Genomic DNA, 16,151 nt, shown 5'->3' with positions numbered 1-16,151 from the left:
CGTACTGATAGCTACCCCCAACCGGTTATGTTCTGATTATACATGATCCCATTCTCGTCCCTTTCAAATAAATTATGTCACCCCTGCGGGGTTTTGAACTTTCCTATGGCAACCTAATTATCGAAGGAATGCTTCCTCCGCTATTTTATGTCGTCCCTTCAGGACTTGTTATTTGAAGGAGTAGCTCGTTGGGTGATGTGTGTTGTCCCTATGGGAATTGGTATTGATTTGAACCCAACAAAAAAATCCCCATTCAATAAATTGAACAGGGATTTTAAATAAATTATATTCTAAAGCTTTTAAACTGAAGCAATAATATCATTAAATGTTTTACTTGGTCTCATTGCTGCGCTAATTAAATTAGCATCTGGCATATAATATCCACCAATATTCACTGGCTTACCTTGTGCATCATTTAGTTCTTTCACAATTAAGTCTTCGTTCGCCTTCATTAACTTAACAATCACAGAGAATTTATCTCTCAATTCGCTGTCTTTGTTTTGAGAAGATAAAGCTTCTGCCCAATACATTGCCAAGTAAAAATGACTTCCTCTATTGTCTAATTCACCAACTTTTCTAGATGGAGATCTATCTTTTAATAAGAATTCACTTGTAGCATTGTCTAATGTTTCAGCCAATACCAAAGCTTTTTGATTGCCATATTTTAGACCTAAATGCTCTAATGAAACTGCTAAGGCTAAAAACTCACCTAATGAATCCCAACGCAAGTGACCTTCATTAATAAATTGCTCAACATGCTTAGGAGCTGATCCACCTGCACCCGTTTCAAATAATCCTCCACCATTCATCAACGGAACGATAGACAACATTTTAGCACTTGTTCCTAATTCTAAAATCGGGAATAAATCAGTTAAATAATCTCTTAAAACATTACCTGTTACTGAAATGGTATCTTCACCTTTTTTCAATCTTTTTAAGGTATAATTTGTTGCTTCGATTGGTGATTTAATTAAAATTTCTAAACCATCAAGATCATTATTCGGTAAATAAGCTTTCACTTTTTTGATTAACTCAATATCGTGTGCTCTATTTTCATCTAACCAAAATACAGCTGGTGTACCAGTTGCTCTCGCTCTTGATACGGCTAATTTTACCCAATCCTGAATTGGCGCATCTTTAACTTGACACATTCTCCAAATATCACCAGCTTCAACAGCTTGCTCAGAAATAACATTTCCTTCTTCGTCAATCACCTTTACAGAACCATTACCAGGAACTTCAAACGTTTTATCATGTGATCCATACTCCTCTGCTTTTTGTGCCATTAAACCTACGTTAGGAACAGTTCCCATTGTAGTCACATCAAAAGCACCGTTTTCAATACAAAAATCAATTGTTGCTTGATAAACACCTGCATAAGATCTGTCTGGAATAACAGCTACCATATCTTGTAGCTTTCCATTTGGTCCCCACATTTGTCCTGACGAACGAATGGCAGCTGGCATTGAAGCATCAATAATCACATCACTTGGTACGTGTAAGTTTGTAATTCCTTTATCAGAATTTACCATCGCCACTTCCGGACGTTTTGTATAACAAGCAGCAATGTCAGCTTCAATAACTTTTACTTGCTCATCTGGTAATTCAGTAATTTTATCATAAACATCACCGAAACCATTCTTCGTGTCAACACCAATTTTCTCGAAAAGTTCTTTATGCTTAGTAAATAAATCAGCGAAAAACACCTCAACAGCATGACCGAAAATGATAGGGTCTGAAACCTTCATCATCGTTGCTTTTAAATGCAATGAAAACAAAACACCATCCTTTTTAGCTTGCTCAATTTCGCCAGCAATGAAAGACTTAAATTCTGCAATATTTAATACTGAAGTATCAATGATCTCTCCAGCTAATAATTCTGTTTTTTCTTTTAAAACACTTACACTATTATCATTCCCGTGGAATTCAATTTTAACAGCAGTTGGTTTAGCGATGGTATAAGATTTTTCACTTCCGTAAAAATCACCTTTTGCCATGCTCGCTACACGTGTTTTAGAATCTTTTGACCATGCTCCCATACTGTGTGGGTTTTGTTTCGCATAATTCTTAACCGCTTTAGGTGCTCTTCTGTCTGAATTACCTTCACGTAAAACAGGGTTCACAGCACTACCTTTAATTTTATTATATCTTAGTTTAATCTCAATTTCCTTTTCTGTTTCCGGGTCTTCAGGAAAACTTGGAACTGGATAACCTTTGCTCTGTAATTCTTTAATCGCCTCAATTAATTGAGGAATAGAAGCACTAATATTTGGTAATTTAACAATGTTCGCTTCAGGTAATTTAGCTAAATCACCCAATTCAGTTAAAGCATCTTCATGTTTTTCACTATCAGGAAAATAATCAGGAAAAGCAGCTAGAATCCTACCAGCTAAAGAAATATCCTTCGTATCAACTGTTACATCAGCTGCGCCTGCATAGGCTTTTACGATTGGTAAAAATGATTGTGTTGCGAGTGCGGGAGCCTCATCGGTATTTGTATAAATAATCCTTGCTTTTCCAGTTGCCATTTTATTATTTTAGACTGTTAATATTCGTTCAACAAAGTTAAAAATTTGTCGGAATTAAACAGTGTAAAAAAACGTTTTGTTTAGAAATTAAATGAAATAAAACAAATGTGTTAACCCACTGAAAATATTGATTCAAGCTTAACTTTAAAAATCTTCAAGTAAGTAAGGTTCAATTTTTTTAGGAATAAAAACAAATCTAAAACCTGCTCCAAAATACAATAAATCATTAAGATCGATCTTTCCAAATCCATCAGAATTAAACACCTGCGAACTAAATAAATTAATAGAATAGAATTGAGCCTTTAAATAATAAGACAACCAATAACGTTCATACTTTTTACTTATTTGTGGCTGGTACAAAAAATTTAAAGTAGGATGATTGACATTAACAATGCCACCATCAAAATCAATCTCACTTCCACCAACCTTTACAATTGTAGACAAACCAAATCCTAAAGTATTGGTGAATTTTAAATCTTCTTTCACATTCCAATGCACATCAAAATTATGGTTAAAATCAATATTATGATAATTCGTTCGATAGGTAAAATCACTATAATTATTTACAATCGAATCTGCATAATCAGTCGAACTACGCAAATAAACCAATGTGCTTTCCCCCGTAAAAACACCATAACCTAAACCTAAAGAATAACCTATTTTAAATTTACTTTCGTCACCAAATCCTTTGCCATAACTCTTAATATTCAAGCCAATAAATACAGGAGCAATGTCCCCATCCATTTTATAATAATCAATTGTCTCATTCTCATTAATCACCGCTAAATTCCTCGCATAAGATGTTTTTTTATGAATATATGAAATATCAACGCCTAGACTCGGATAAAATTGAGCCGACAAATATTGACCACAATAAAAATTGAAGAAAAACAGCGTAAACAATCCTATTTTAAAGATTCCTTTCATGAATTTACAGTTGATTGATTTAATAAAGCACTAGCAATCAACAAATCATTTTTTGTTGTGATTTTAATATTCTCCTCATTACCATCTATCAAATGAACGTTTACCTTATTGCTTTCAACTACGCTAGCATCATCAGTGAATAAAGTAGAAAATGATTGCTGATAGGCTGCTTTTAAGAGTGTCGATTCAAAAACTTGTGGCGTTTGTACTAATCGAAAACCAGATCGATCTTCAGCCGTTGAAAAATCTCCATCAATCGTTCTGATTGAATCCTTCAATTGAACGACTGGAATAACTGCTTTTAATTTTTCGACCTGTGAATAGCAGTTTTTAATAACAGTTAAATCGACCAATGGACGCACAGCATCATGAACACCAATCCAACTTCCTGTCGCATTTTTAAGTCCATTTTTAACAGAGTCAAACCTTTCCTTACCACCAACAACAACTTGATGTTGGATAGAAAAATTATAGTCAGTACATAATTGTTGCCAATTTTCTACTTCCGCCTCAGGTAAAACGAGAATAATTTCAATTGCTGTGTCAAATTCATAAAATTTACGAATGGTCCACATTAAAATTGGCTTGCCGTTTAGGAGAATAAACTGTTTAGGAATAGCCGCTCCCATCCTTTTACCAATTCCACCTGCAGTTATAATAATCGTATTCATATTCAAAAAAAAAGCCGCTTTCAAAACTTGAAGCGGCTTAAATTTAATAATATTATAATTCTTTTAGATGATTAACATGGCATCACCGTAAGAATAGAAGTTGTATTTTTCTTTTACTGCTTCAGCATATGCTTCTTTTACGAAGTCAATATCAGCAAAAGCAGCGATCATCATCATCAAGGTAGACTGCGGTGTATGGAAGTTTGTAATCATACAGTTTGCAATAGAAAAATCGTAAGGAGGGAAGATAAATTTATTTGTCCATCCAGCGAAAGGTTTTAATAAACCATCAGTAGATACACTTGATTCGATAGCACGCATACTTGTCGTACCAACTGCACAAATTCTTTTCTTATTCTTTTTCCCTTTGTTTACGATATCCGCAACCTTCTGAGTAATCTCAGCTTGTTCAGAATCCATTTTATGTTTTGTCAAATCTTCAACATCAACAGTTCTGAATGTTCCTAAACCAATATGTAAAGTCAATTCAGCAAACTCAATGCCTTTAATTTCTAAACGTTTCATCAATTCACGACTGAAGTGTAAACCAGCAGTTGGCGCTGCTACAGCTCCTTCGTTCTTAGCGTAGATTGTTTGGTATCTCTCCTCATCTTGAGGAACAACATCTCTAAGTTCTTTGATATATGGTGGAATAGGTGTTTCACCTAAATCCGTAATTTTTTGTTTGAATTCTTCGTAAGAACCATCGAATAAGAATCTGATCGTACGTCCTCTTGAAGTTGTATTGTCAATTACCTCTGCTACTAAAGAGTCATCTTCAGTGAAGTATAATTTATTTCCAATTCTAATTTTTCTTGCTGGATCTACTAATACATCCCACAATAAACTTTCTCTGTTTAACTCTCTCAACAAGAATACTTCAATTCTCGCACCAGTTTTTTCTTTATTTCCATAAAGTCTAGCAGGGAAAACCTTGGTATTATTCATTATCATCACATCGCCTTCGTCAAAATAACCTAAAACGTCCTTGAACTTTTTATGTTCGATTGTACGTTTTTCACGGTCTAAAACCATTAATCTCGCCTCATCTCTGTTCTCACTTGGATGTTGCGCTATAAGGTTGTCTGGTAATTCAAAATTGAATTCTGATAATTTCATAAAGAATTTCTAAATTTAAAAGACGACAAAGGTAATATTTATTCAGTTGAAATAAAATTTATATTCGCTAAATCATTGAAAAAGGATAATATTTGGACATTTTTTCGTTTTTTTGAGATGATTTAAATGACATTTACTCGTGAATCATCGGTTTACCAGTTTAATTTTAGTATTTAAAAATTGTAACTTTGTAACTTATTCGCACTTATAGTGTCATACTGGTCATGGCCAATACTTTTAATCATAAATGAATTTTAGAATATTCTTACTTTTCTTAATTCTCCCATTTGGAGCGGTAGCTCAAAGTATTACGGGCCATGTATTCGACGAATATCACAATCCTATACCCTACGCAAAAATTTACGTTAAAAATTTCCCCAACCTTGGTGGAATCACCGATTTTGATGGCAAGTATTTTTTTGGTTGCGACCAAGGATCATATGATATTATCTACAAATGTGTAGGATTTGAAGACTTTGAAACAAAAGTAACGGTGAGTTCATTACAGCCTACAGTTAAAAATGTTTACCTCAAACAAAAAGAGAACGAATTGAATACTGTTGATGTTTCAACAAAAAAACGGAATATTGGATGGCAAATTGTGCAGAATGTAATTGACAATAAGAAAAACATGATGCAGCAGTTCGATACCTACACCTGTGATATTTACATTAAAGGCATTGAAACCTTTGTTAAAAAAGTGAGAGAATATAAAAATGATGATGACGATGATGATGAACCAAGCGATGTTTTTCAAGATCAAAAAGATGAAATTAAAAAGAAATTAGAAGGTGAAGATCGTTTGAATATGGTGGAGATAAACATGACCAAACATTTTCAATATCCGAATAAAATAAAAGAGATTAGAACTGGATATGATAAAATTGGGAAGCCCGATCAAATCTATTTTCAAACCACCGTTTCTGGAGATTTTAATTTTTATGAGAGCTTAATTAGAAAGTTTGATTTACACGAAACGCCCATCGTTTCACCCCTCCACCCCTCTGGAATTCTATCATACAAATATAAACTAGTAGCCATTGACACCATAGGTGCGGACACTTTATACACTGTAGAAATTTCTCCAAGATCTGTCGGAACTTCAACGCTTGAAGGTCATTTATACATTCTAAATAACGAATGGGTTTTAACAGGTGTCGATTTAAAAATGCACAAGGGAAACCTAAAAATTTATGATGATTTTCACATCGTGCAGAAATTTGAAAAGAAAGATTCATTATGGCTTTTAAAAGAGCAAGACTTTAAATACAGCACTAAATACGGAAGAGAAACGGTATTTGGAGAGACCCAAGTTGTCTATTCTAATTATATAATCAACCCCACTTTTCCAGCCAAATTCTTCTCTAACGAATTAGGTGTTACTACAAAAGAAGCTTACGAAAGAGACACGACCTATTGGCATGAAATCAGACCAATTCCTTTGACTGAAAAGGAATTAAAAACCAAAATGAAACACGATTCGTTGAAAGCTATCTATACGTCTGAAGAATATTTAGATTCTGTAGATGCCGTTTTTAACAAGATAACAGCATTAAAAGTACTATGGTTCGGTATTGAACATAGAGACCGGAAGAAAAAAACACAATGGTATTTATCGTCGGTTGCTGATGTAATTGAACCATTAAATATAGGCGGCACGAGATTCGGCCCCGGCTTTAGCATTTTTAAGAAATGGGAAAACCAACAATGGATAGATGTAGACGCAGATATAACAGTAGGATTTAACAATACCGATTTTAGAGGAAGCGGACGTTTTTATCATCTTTATAATCCAAAAAAATCAAGTCGTTATTCATTATGGTTCAACAAAGGCGCCTCTTTTATTAATTCGTACGATGCCTATTTTTCACTTTTTAATCGACAAAATTTATATGAAAATTTACAAGGCGGTGTCTGGCATTCCTTTGAAATATTAAATGGACTGTACCTTGCTACTGGTGCACGATTGGAACAAAGAAGTCCTTTCGATTTAAGCTATAAATTTGTTACTTGGTTTGATGACGAACTTAACAATGGCCCTCCCATTCAATTTGACGCTTATAGAGCGTTCCGAACAAACATTTCACTGTCTTATACTCCAGCCCAAAAATACGTCTCAGAACCTTATAGAAAAGTTGTTCTAGGCAGTCGTTGGCCAACCTTTTCTATTTATTGGGAAAAAGGTTGGGATGGTCCCTTTAAATCCGTTGTTGATTTCGATTATTTGAGTTTTGGTATTGAGCAAGAATTTCAAATTGGCACAATGGGTCAATCAAAATACAGAATTAAAACAGGGACTTATGTGAATCAGGATAGCATCTTTTATATTGATAGAAAATTCTTCCGTAGATCTGACACCAGCCTCTTCAGATTTTTATTTAGTCAACCTCTGTACTCTTTCCAAAACTTAGATGACAACTACGAAACACAGGAGTTGTTTTTAGAAGTGCATTATATCCATCATTTTAATGGTGCGATCGTTAATAAAATTCCCTTCATGAAAAAGACAGGAATTAAGGCATTGATGGGCGGTGGATTCATCTACTTACCCGAACATAGTTATGTTTATACGGAGGCATTTGTAGGATTAGAAAGGACCTTTAAATTTGTGAGGCGAAGACTACGAGTCGGCGCGTACGCCATATTTAGTATAGGTAACAATCAATTTACCGTACCAGATGCTAGCAAACCGAAGAATGCCCAATTCAAGTTCTCTTTTGATTTAATGAATGAACGAGATTTGAAATTTAATTTTTAAGACCTCCAGTCATTTTCTTGAACGGTATACACATCTCAATCATCATCATTAATTTCTTCGTTTATTTCTCTAATTCCGAAAGCGATAATTATCGATGCTATTCCGGCAAACAAAATGGACAAACCAATCCAAATCATCAAACCTATTGTCGCAGCCATTGGATTAAGTAAAATGAATAATACAAAAAGCAAACTCAATATCCCACCAATCAATACCCACCGTGACTTTCTTAAATCAAACTTTTTCATTGCCACAGCAATTCCAATCAATGCAAAACCTCTAACAATTAACCAAAAACTGATTAAAACAGGTAATATTGCCAGAGAAATCTGTGGATAGATTAAGATACCAGCACCAACTGCAAATTCTAAAACACCACTCCATAGATACCAACCCCAATTATTCAAACTGGTTTTATTTTTAAGGGAAAGATAAATCTGACCAATTCCTGTAAACATTGAACTGAACCCCAAAAACATTGTAAAGCCTAACAAACCTTCTAAAGGACGAACAAGAATAGCAACACTTAATGCCACCAAAAGTATTCCAATAAGTAAAAAGAGCCACCAATAATTAAAAGCTTTTTGAAGTGATTTTATTACAGTCATAATCTCTATATTTTAATTAGATATTGACGATATTGTAATCGATCGTCTGATATGACTACAAAAATAAAGATAAGTAAACTACAGAAAGGCTAAATAGATCAGCTGAAAACTGATTATTGTCAATTAAAAAAGTGGATGAAATGAAATTTCAGAATGACTAATATCTACTAATCTGCTAAACACATAAACGATTCAATCGCGATAAGAAAGTCTTTAAAGCTATTGCTTAATGCAATTATTTACTCAACAATTATGCGCTCTGCCTTATCTTCATAACGGATGAGATAAACTCCTGCCGCTAAATTTTCAAGATTTAATACCACTTTATTACTCGACTGCGAAACGACATACCAATCATTAACAACACCGCCCATGATATTGTGAACAGATAATTTAGAAACATCATTTATTACCGCTTCAACAGTAAGATTATTAACTACCGGGTTGGGATACACTTTTAAACCTTGCTCAAATTTATTTGTAAAATTTACTGTTTCGGTATTCGAATAAGTATAATCACCATTAAAATCTACTTGCTTTAAACGATAATAGTTAACACCTTGCTCAGGACTGCGATGCGTAAAGTCATAAGCCATTTTCTGTGTCGAATTTCCTGCACCGTTAATTTTACCTATTGCTTTCCAATCAATACCATTGATGGAATGTAAAACATTAAAATAATCATTATCAGTTTCAGACGCTGTCTCCCAACTAAGATGCACTAAATCATCTTGTTTAGTTGCAGAAAAACTTACCAATTCAATAGGTAATGGTCCAGCAAAAATGCAATCAACTGTTCTACTTGAAATTCCAGGTCCTTGAATTCGAATAGAAACTGCATCACATTCTAAAGACTCTACGGTAGCTATTGCACAATCAGAATCAGGATTGTACGGATTCCCTGTTGTTGTTACAGTTCCTGAACCGCCGCCGTTTGGTAGGTTAAAAAAGTTGTTTGTAAATTCCCCACACCCCATATTCCCCTGTAAAGTCCACAAACTTCCGGGAGCTTCAGGACCTGAAAAGATAATATCATATTCAATTTCAACATTAAAATTATAACCATATCTACAGCTTGCCGGGGCAATTATTCTTATAGGGCGAAGTTCAATTGAAACTGAATAATCATCAGTAGACTCAACGATATATGTACATTGGCTTTTTGCCGAAACAGACAAAATACTTATGAATAATATTAAAATTAAATTTCTCATTTTCTCGATTCTAAAGTGCAAATATAACTAGGTGTTTGTACTTAACTACTAAAACGTATGTTAAATCTTACAACTAAGTTACGAAACTTTATTCTTTATGGTTTGCAAGCAGTTAAACTAATCGTTAAGACACACTTTAAACCAGTTTAAACACCTAATTTTGATAAAATCGGTAAATCAATGTCAAGTTCACAACCATGCAAAAAATCGAACATAAAGGAGTATTGATCTTTACAGAAATTAAAAGTTGAATAAGAATGAGGACAATATACTTAATTGACTTGCATCAATATTTTCATTATCTTTTTAAAAAGTAAAGACATGGATATTTATAGCACTATTTGGACGATTGTTGGCATAGCATTTTTGATATTAGTCATTTTTAATATCATCAAAATCATGCGCCGGCGCAAACGTGGATATCAGGAAAATGATTAGAAATAAACAATTTTCTCAGGAATAGAAGTCGAATTATCACTGATAAACCGAACGAAGTAAATTCCTTTTTGTAGACCTAAATTCACCAATGACAATCGCGTTGTTGGCGTCATTTCTGAGACTATTCTCCCGTTTAAATCTAAAATTTGAATAGACAGGTAAACCTCTTTGGGGCTTGTTATATTGATGATATCCCGTGTTGGATTAGGGTAAACTTTAAATTCTAAATGCTTTTGAGTTGCTAGGCCTGCAAAAACATTATTCTCATTCATCACTGCAACTGCATCTAGATCAAAACCTCCACTGGCAAAAGCCGTTTCGTATGGATCGTTAATTATATTACCCAAATGATCACGACTGGCATATTCAGGATCAATTGTTCCGATTACATCTATGATCTTAACATATAAAATACTATCTAAATTTACACCGGTAGAATCGATTATATCTTCCAAATCGAAAGGTGTTCCATAACCCTGACGATATTTCCCTGCTAAATTATGAACCTGACTCGTTTCACTTGTACCATAAGTACTAACTTGCTCATCGGTTGAAATTACTGAAGTTGATGGAATTCTAACAAAACGAACACCGTCTGTACTTACCTCAACATGCGCAAATTCAAGATAGGTATCTGAAAAGCTATTCTCAAATACGGCAAAATCGTTACCTGCACCATTCATTATAGGATATTCGAACCCCAAAACAATCGATCCATAATCACCTAAACTAACCACATCAGTACTTGTTCCTTCAGCATAACCTAATGCATTTTCTGACTCTCCAAAGCTAGCAACAGGACCCATTTCGTTTATTATATCTTCCAACCCTCTATTAAAAGTGACCATTTTAGTTGCCCAACCTTTTATATCCGAAGAATCTTTATGAATTGCAGTCGTTCCAGGCTCATCAACAGCTGGTGCGAATTGTGCAAATAGATTTGCTGAACAGCAAACAAACAGTAAAATTACAGTATTTTTCATCTTAATTTTTAATAATATTCTTAGCAATTAATCCACTCGTAAATTCATATTGATGGACACCTTTTAAATCGTATACATGCACAATTGATGAATTCACATACCCATTCACATCAAAACAATAAATTGAATTATTTATAGGGTCTACTTCTATTCCTCCGAAAGTGGCATAAGCAGAAAGATCAATGATTGGGGTATAATCAACCTCTTCTGTTAAGGTATTTAATCGGTATATTTTTTGATCCACTTGATGATAAAAATAAATGATGTCATCTGCAAAATCGATACCCCCAATTGGCAAATCAAATCGTTCTAGCACGGTTTCTGAAATAGGATCGACTCTTAATAAAGCAGGAGCAACATCTTCATAATCACCATTTGACACGACATATAATTCTCCCTGATTATCGTTTAAAATCTTGGTGCAATTGATTCGAGTTTTAAAAGTAGATTCGACTACTTGAGAAGTTAAATTGATGACTGAAATAGTAGAATCATAATTCGGAAAATTCAATCCTCCCGAATTTGTTACGAATAATTGATTCCCGATCCGTGCTATACCATCTGGATTTGATCCGACGGTTATTATTTTATCGATTTGAAATGTGTTTAAATTGACGATGACAACAGTACCATCGAAATTACAAACGTAGGCTTTGTTGTTATAAATTTCTATTCGTCTTGGCTCTCTTGCTATACCGCCACTGAATAAAGGAATTTGAGCAACAGATTTTAAGCTATATCTTTCAACGATCTCAAGCTGACTTGAAATATCAACCGCAATTATAATGTACTCAACTCCATCTTGAGAAAAAACAGCGAAGTCGTTTGCTGTATCCCCTAAGCCTCGGTCATTCGCTGCTTTAAAAGCTTGATGATAACTCATATTATCATTTGAGTTATAAAATGAAATTGATGCATTATTCTGTTCGAACAATCCCTCATTTAAAACAAGTAAACCATTTTCATATTCTCCGAGTGAGATAGGTTCTATTGGTTTTTTCTTGCAGCTTGCAACAACCAATAAAGCGAAAATTATTACGATTACATTTTTCATCTGAAACTATATTTTATTTGAGCTTGGTAATACCTACCTGGCATTGGGAAACTTCTAATTATTTGATAATTCTTATTCAGCAGATTCATGCATTTAAGTGAAATAAATACCTTAGAACTATTCCAGTTCAATTCTTTTGACAACCCTAAATTAAAATCTGAAAAGGCCGGTAGTAAATTGCTGTAGATATTCTCATTTAAAGAATAACGAAATGAATTATAAAGAGCATTGACACTCAAGGCAAAGCCTTTAATTGAGATTGACATTCCGTTTGAAGTAGTGTATTGTGGCGTATATGGTAATTGATGACCAAAAGTTGAATTGTTTTCGTCAGTTATATCTATAGTCTGATTGAATGAATGACTTGTACTCAACACGAATAATACTTTTCGCAAACGCGTTGATAAAAATGCAGAAAAATCAATTCCTTTTATTTCTGTTTCACCGATGTTCTGCATGCTCCAATTAAACAAATCTTTAGTTGGAATAGCAATAATTTTATTCTTGGTTTGATTATAAAAACCATCTATCGTTGTTTGAAAACTAAATTTGGTAAAAACCTTTTTATAGGACAAACCTATATTCAATAAATTGGCTTCCTCTGGTTTTAAATGCTTATTTCCAATCGCATTATAATATAAATCATTAAATGTTGGCATGCGGTAACTTGATTTATAGAACGCTCTTATTTTTAAAGCTTTTTTGATGAATGGCTGAACGGAAAATGAGAAAAAAGGACTTAAATTAAAATTCGTTTTTTGGATTGACTCACCTAATTCAGTATAATTATCTTGAATATATTGATTGGTTAAATTGGTTAAAACATTAAAGCGACCTAAAGTTAATTGTGTTCCAATCACCGAATTATTTTGTAGTCGCATTGGATTGGCAGACACGTTTGACCCTACTAGATTTGTATATATAAGATCCGAGCCAAAGAATAATTTTGTGAAATATTTATTTAATTTCCTAGTCAACATACCTCCGAGTAAAATATTTTCTTGTTGATATTCTGCTGCCAAAAAACCCTCTGAATTAAGATAATGTTCATCTAAATATTCCGTGTTTTCTATTTGATAAAATGATTGCGCATTTAACAACCATTTACTTTTATTGAATTGATAATTCAACGTGTATTTCTGAAAATCTGTCCATAAATATTGATCATTCGACGGATTATACAAGACCACAGCTCCTGGTAGTTCTTGATCAGTATCAGAAAACTGACCGGTAAAACGTAATTTAGAATTTTTGTTATCGAAACCAGTAACTATCTTCCCTCTCAAACTTGTTAATGCTGAATTCTCCCGTATTTGCGTTGTATTAATCCCTATATCAGGTTGTTTAAATTGGTAAGCACCCGAGCCGAATTTATAAAACACTTGCCCGCCGATAAAAAATGATTGGCCCAACGGCACTTGAATTAGCACACCGTTTTCATATGCATTAATCGTATTAAAAATTCCAGAATAAGACCATCTTAAACTATCCGGTCTTTCAAACAGAACAGATTGAACGGAAATTGTATTGGGTAAAAGAAAAGCAGAAGCGGAAACATTCTCAGACAATACTTGTCCACTACTAAATTCGACAGTATTTAATCCGAATAAATCGAAACCATTAAGATTCACTAGACCACTTTGTACATTCGGCAAAAATGCTCCGTCAATTACAACGCCTGTGTGATTCGCACCCAAACTACGATAAGCGATTGATTTCACCCCACCTATTCCACCATAATCCTTTAATTGAATACCTGGAGAATACTTAAGCGCCTCAGCAATATCGATGGCCCCTAATTGTTCCATCCAAGCTTTAGTGATCGTAATATGAGGATTTGTTGATTCTAAATTGATCGTATTGAGATCAACTTCTTTAATAATGGGAACAGGTTTTAAAACCCTCGTCGTGTCTTGCCCATAAGCGGACAAGACAAAACAAGAGATTAATAAAATTATATGATTCGTTCTGAATCCCATCAATATTTACTATTGAACAATTAACTGCTCAATTGCTGTTCCTTTTGCTGTTTCAACAGACAATAAGTACATACCTTTTGCAAGGTTGTCAATTGATATAGTATTCTTACCTTCAGTTAAGATTTCAGATTGAATTAACGCACCGTTTAAAGCTAAAATCTTTAAAGTACTATTACTTTCAACTTCAATATTAAAGTTATTCGTTGCTGTTGGATTAGGGTAAATATTCATTTCATATCCAGCAATATCAGTAACACTAACAAAAGAAATCGCATTAACGGGTGTACTAGGAGGAGTTGCTGGTGCCCAATTTGTATAAGTTGCAGCAAACCAATCACCATTTTCCATTACTTCAGAAATTCCAGTATTCATTGAAAAGCCACCTACATTTTCTCCAGACCAAGTTGCCCAATAATAAGGATCACCGCCAATTCCAGCTTGACCATCAAATTCTACATCATTTAAAAATCCACCAGTCATATCAACAGATAGATCATAATAACCAGATTCTACAATAGCAGTAATCACTTCACTTGCTGTGATTGTTATTTCAGTAAACTGGTATCCAAAAACATAAGACTCACCTGCTTCAGCACCATTAAAGTCAAAAACTATTGCAACAAGGTTTTCTCCTTCTCCAATTAAAAAGTCAACATCAGTAAATGTTAAAGCATGAGAAGAAATAGCAGCAATTGGGTAAAACGGACGTCTTGGAGGCCAAGCATCATAAGAACAACCGAACCAATCACCATCATTAATTTCAGTAGACAAACCAGCATTCATAGTCCAATCGCTTAAATTAGTACCACTCCAAGTTCCCCAATAATTAGGATCTCCACCAATTCCTTCTAAAGAATTATAAAGAATATCATTTAAGAAAGCCGTTGCATTGATCGTTAAGTTGAAATCAGCTGCAGCAATATCTGCTAACATCGTTTCACCGTCAGTTGTTCCATCAAAAGCGTAACCCCAAGCATAAGTAACAGCTTCACCATATACATCTGAAACAAAGTCAACAACAAAAACAGCTGAATCATCACCTGTTCCTACCCAAAACTGCACATCATTTGAATTAAACATTTTAGAAGCATAAGCAGGAATAGGTTCTCCTGGCGCTACAGCTGGATCAAAATCCGTATAAGAACATCCGAACCAATCGTTTGCAGCTAAAACTGTCCCAATTCCCATGTTAGAAATCCATTCTGTTTCTTCCGTTTTAGACCAAGTACCCCAATAATTAGGTAAGCCCATTAATCCTTCATGGTCATTAAAGGTTATATCCGCTAAAAAACCACCGGTCAATGCAACTGTTAAAAACTCCTCATCCAATGAAATTTCAGCAAGCATATCACCTCCAGTTTTTGAAGTTGTAGCATCGAATAAATAACCCCATGCATAACTAGAATCTACTGTTTCGTCAAGAAAGTCGATTACTAACACAGCAGTATCTGGACCTTCGCCCACGTAATAAACAATGTCATCGCTCGAAAATTGAGCATTTGTGAAAATTGAAGAGAGTAATAACGCTCCAAAAAGTACAATTTTTTTCATCCTTTTAATAGTTTGGCCCTTTTTGTTTTATGGGCAGATTAATAAAAAGGAATAAAACGCAGAAAAGGCATTGAAAAACCATGCCTAAACGTTGCTTTTATCCCGAAAGCTAATAGTTGTGAAACTTGGCAGGTCTTCTGACTTAGGTTGATACTTAAAATTCCTTCCCATTCACCTGAGGCGAACAGTGGATATTTTTTTAAGCTTGTAAACCATTACAGCTGCGGGAACAGTTCAAGATTTCTTTCAAAGAAAGGCACTTGATTCCCATTTTAATTCACCGAAGTGAAACCAAAATTCGTTGCAAAGATAGGTAAAAGA

General features: G+C 34.2%; 11 protein-coding genes and 1 riboswitch. Of the genes, 1 reads left to right on the top strand and 10 read right to left on the bottom strand.

Annotation, left to right across the window (positions count from 1 at the left end):
• Positions 1-299 precede the first annotated feature (299 nt).
• The 4 genes from T367_RS0112485 to queA all read right to left on the bottom strand — a co-directional run bounded on the left by T367_RS0112485 (position 300) and on the right by queA (position 5,245).
• Positions 300-2,528, bottom strand: coding sequence for an NADP-dependent isocitrate dehydrogenase (locus tag T367_RS0112485; RefSeq protein ID WP_027420154.1), 2,229 nt, complete (start codon positions 2,526-2,528; stop codon positions 300-302).
• Between the two features lie 144 nt (positions 2,529-2,672).
• On the bottom strand, positions 2,673-3,455 hold the full coding sequence (locus T367_RS0112480) for a hypothetical protein (RefSeq protein WP_027420153.1): 783 nt from the start codon (positions 3,453-3,455) through the stop codon (positions 2,673-2,675).
• Entirely contained in the window at positions 3,452-4,126 is a 675-nt protein-coding gene (locus T367_RS0112475) for a 2-C-methyl-D-erythritol 4-phosphate cytidylyltransferase (protein WP_027420152.1), read from the bottom strand. Before T367_RS0112475 ends, T367_RS0112480 begins: the two co-directional genes overlap by 4 nt.
• A 63-nt stretch (positions 4,127-4,189) precedes the next feature.
• Positions 4,190-5,245 (bottom strand): tRNA preQ1(34) S-adenosylmethionine ribosyltransferase-isomerase QueA, encoded by a 1,056-nt coding sequence (gene queA / locus T367_RS0112470; protein ID WP_027420151.1) that lies wholly within the window; start codon positions 5,243-5,245, stop codon positions 4,190-4,192.
• A gap of 247 nt (positions 5,246-5,492) precedes the next feature.
• Here queA and T367_RS0112465 point away from each other — a divergent pair, with 247 nt between their 5' ends.
• A complete protein-coding gene (locus T367_RS0112465; RefSeq protein ID WP_027420150.1) occupies positions 5,493-8,003 on the top strand; it encodes a DUF5686 and carboxypeptidase regulatory-like domain-containing protein in 2,511 nt (836 codons plus the stop codon).
• Between the two features lie 35 nt (positions 8,004-8,038).
• On the opposite strand, the gene T367_RS0112460 is transcribed toward T367_RS0112465, so the two are convergent.
• The 6 genes from T367_RS0112460 to T367_RS0112435 all read right to left on the bottom strand — a co-directional run bounded on the left by T367_RS0112460 (position 8,039) and on the right by T367_RS0112435 (position 15,830).
• Positions 8,039-8,611, bottom strand: a complete 573-nt coding sequence (locus tag T367_RS0112460; RefSeq protein WP_027420149.1) for an HdeD family acid-resistance protein — start codon at positions 8,609-8,611, stop codon at positions 8,039-8,041.
• Positions 8,612-8,850: 239 nt separating this feature from the next.
• The gene (locus T367_RS0112455) at positions 8,851-9,825 is read right to left on the bottom strand and encodes a T9SS type A sorting domain-containing protein (protein WP_027420148.1); all 975 of its coding nucleotides are present in this window, start codon (positions 9,823-9,825) and stop codon (positions 8,851-8,853) included.
• Positions 9,826-10,259: 434 nt separating this feature from the next.
• Positions 10,260-11,246, bottom strand: a complete 987-nt coding sequence (locus T367_RS0112450; RefSeq protein WP_027420147.1) for a T9SS type A sorting domain-containing protein — start codon at positions 11,244-11,246, stop codon at positions 10,260-10,262.
• 1 nt (position 11,247) lies between these two features.
• On the bottom strand, positions 11,248-12,300 hold the full coding sequence (locus T367_RS0112445; RefSeq protein ID WP_027420146.1) for a YncE family protein: 1,053 nt from the start codon (positions 12,298-12,300) through the stop codon (positions 11,248-11,250).
• On the bottom strand, positions 12,297-14,279 hold the full coding sequence (locus T367_RS0112440; protein WP_027420145.1) for a TonB-dependent receptor plug domain-containing protein: 1,983 nt from the start codon (positions 14,277-14,279) through the stop codon (positions 12,297-12,299). Before T367_RS0112440 ends, T367_RS0112445 begins: the two co-directional genes overlap by 4 nt.
• Before the next feature lie 9 nt (positions 14,280-14,288).
• Positions 14,289-15,830: a T9SS type A sorting domain-containing protein gene (locus T367_RS0112435; RefSeq protein WP_027420144.1), complete on the bottom strand. Its 1,542-nt coding sequence runs from the start codon at positions 15,828-15,830 to the stop codon at positions 14,289-14,291.
• Between the two features lie 110 nt (positions 15,831-15,940).
• Positions 15,941-16,141, bottom strand: a riboswitch (cobalamin riboswitch).
• Positions 16,142-16,151: the final 10 nt, after the last annotated feature.

Origin of the sequence: Crocinitomix catalasitica ATCC 23190 (genome assembly GCF_000621625.1) — a bacterium.
GTDB classification, from domain to species: Bacteria; Bacteroidota; Bacteroidia; order Flavobacteriales_D; family Crocinitomicaceae; genus Crocinitomix; species Crocinitomix catalasitica.
The sequence above is the reverse complement of the archived record's forward strand: the minus strand, read 5'-3'. Positions and strand labels throughout refer to the sequence as shown.

Bases quoted from the DNA above. Each gene is read 5' to 3' on its own strand.
- T367_RS0112485 (WP_027420154.1), bottom strand. From the start codon at position 2,528: ATGGCAACTGGAAAAGCAAGGATTATTTATACAAATACCGATGAGGCT.
- T367_RS0112480 (WP_027420153.1), bottom strand. From the start codon at position 3,455: ATGAAAGGAATCTTTAAAATAGGATTGTTTACGCTGTTTTTCTTCAAT.
- T367_RS0112475 (WP_027420152.1), bottom strand. From the start codon at position 4,126: ATGAATACGATTATTATAACTGCAGGTGGAATTGGTAAAAGGATGGGA.
- queA (WP_027420151.1), bottom strand. From the start codon at position 5,245: ATGAAATTATCAGAATTCAATTTTGAATTACCAGACAACCTTATAGCG.
- T367_RS0112465 (WP_027420150.1), top strand. From the start codon at position 5,493: ATGAATTTTAGAATATTCTTACTTTTCTTAATTCTCCCATTTGGAGCG.
- T367_RS0112460 (WP_027420149.1), bottom strand. From the start codon at position 8,611: ATGACTGTAATAAAATCACTTCAAAAAGCTTTTAATTATTGGTGGCTC.
- T367_RS0112455 (WP_027420148.1), bottom strand. From the start codon at position 9,825: ATGAGAAATTTAATTTTAATATTATTCATAAGTATTTTGTCTGTTTCG.
- T367_RS0112450 (WP_027420147.1), bottom strand. From the start codon at position 11,246: ATGAAAAATACTGTAATTTTACTGTTTGTTTGCTGTTCAGCAAATCTA.
- T367_RS0112445 (WP_027420146.1), bottom strand. From the start codon at position 12,300: ATGAAAAATGTAATCGTAATAATTTTCGCTTTATTGGTTGTTGCAAGC.
- T367_RS0112440 (WP_027420145.1), bottom strand. From the start codon at position 14,279: ATGGGATTCAGAACGAATCATATAATTTTATTAATCTCTTGTTTTGTC.
- T367_RS0112435 (WP_027420144.1), bottom strand. From the start codon at position 15,830: ATGAAAAAAATTGTACTTTTTGGAGCGTTATTACTCTCTTCAATTTTC.